General features: G+C 70.8%; 1 protein-coding gene. It reads right to left on the bottom strand.

The window, feature by feature from the left end; genetic code table 11:
• The coding region (gene rsgA / locus I5I_RS06050; protein ID WP_036317631.1) for a ribosome small subunit-dependent GTPase A at window positions 1–806 on the bottom strand (806 nt) is incomplete at both ends.

Raw genomic sequence — 806 nt, forward strand, 5'->3', positions numbered from 1 at the left:
GCCAGGGGTGTCGATCACCCAGCCGCGCCCCTCCGCCGTGACGTAGCGCAGCGACACCGTCGAACTCGACGTGTGACGGCCGCGGCCGGTCACCTCGTTGACGTGGCCCGTTGCGCGATCGGCCGTGGGGACGAGGGCGTTGACCAGCGTCGACTTGCCGACGCCGGAGTGGCCGACGAAGACGGTCGAGTGGCCGATCAGGCGTCGCCCGATCTCCTCGACGGGCATCTGGCCGCGGCCACTCGTGAAGATCTCCAGATCGTCCACGCCCTCGAAGTGCGCAAGGAACGGGGCGGGATCGGCCAGGTCGGTCTTGGTCACGACCAGGAGCGGATGGATGCCGGCGTCTAGAGCCGCGATGAGGTAGCGATCGACCAGCCGAGGCCGCGGCTCGGGGTCGGCGGCGGCGACGACGACGAGCATCTGGTCGGCGTTGGCGACCACGACCCTCTCCACCTGGTCGGTGTCGTCGGCGCTGCGCCGCAGCAGCGATGTGCGCTCCTCGAGCCCGACGATGCGCGTCAGAGTGCCCTCATCGCCGCTGGTGTCGCCCACGACGCGCGCACGGTCGCCGGTGACGATCGGCTGCTTGCGCAGTTCGCGCGCGCGGGCGGCGAGCGCGGTGTGCTCGTCGGGACCGTCTTCGTCGATCAACACGGTGTAGCGGCCCCGGTCGACGCCGAGCACCCGACCGATCACCGCATTCGCGTGGGCGGGGCGCCGTTTCGTGCGCGGGCGATTCGCCTTCGGGTTGGGGCGTACCCGGATGTCGGCCTCGTCGAACTCGAGCTCGTCGTCTTCGTCGC

Origin of the sequence: Microbacterium sp. B24 (assembly GCF_000333415.1) — a bacterium.
In the GTDB taxonomy this organism is placed as follows: domain Bacteria; phylum Actinomycetota; class Actinomycetes; order Actinomycetales; family Microbacteriaceae; genus Microbacterium.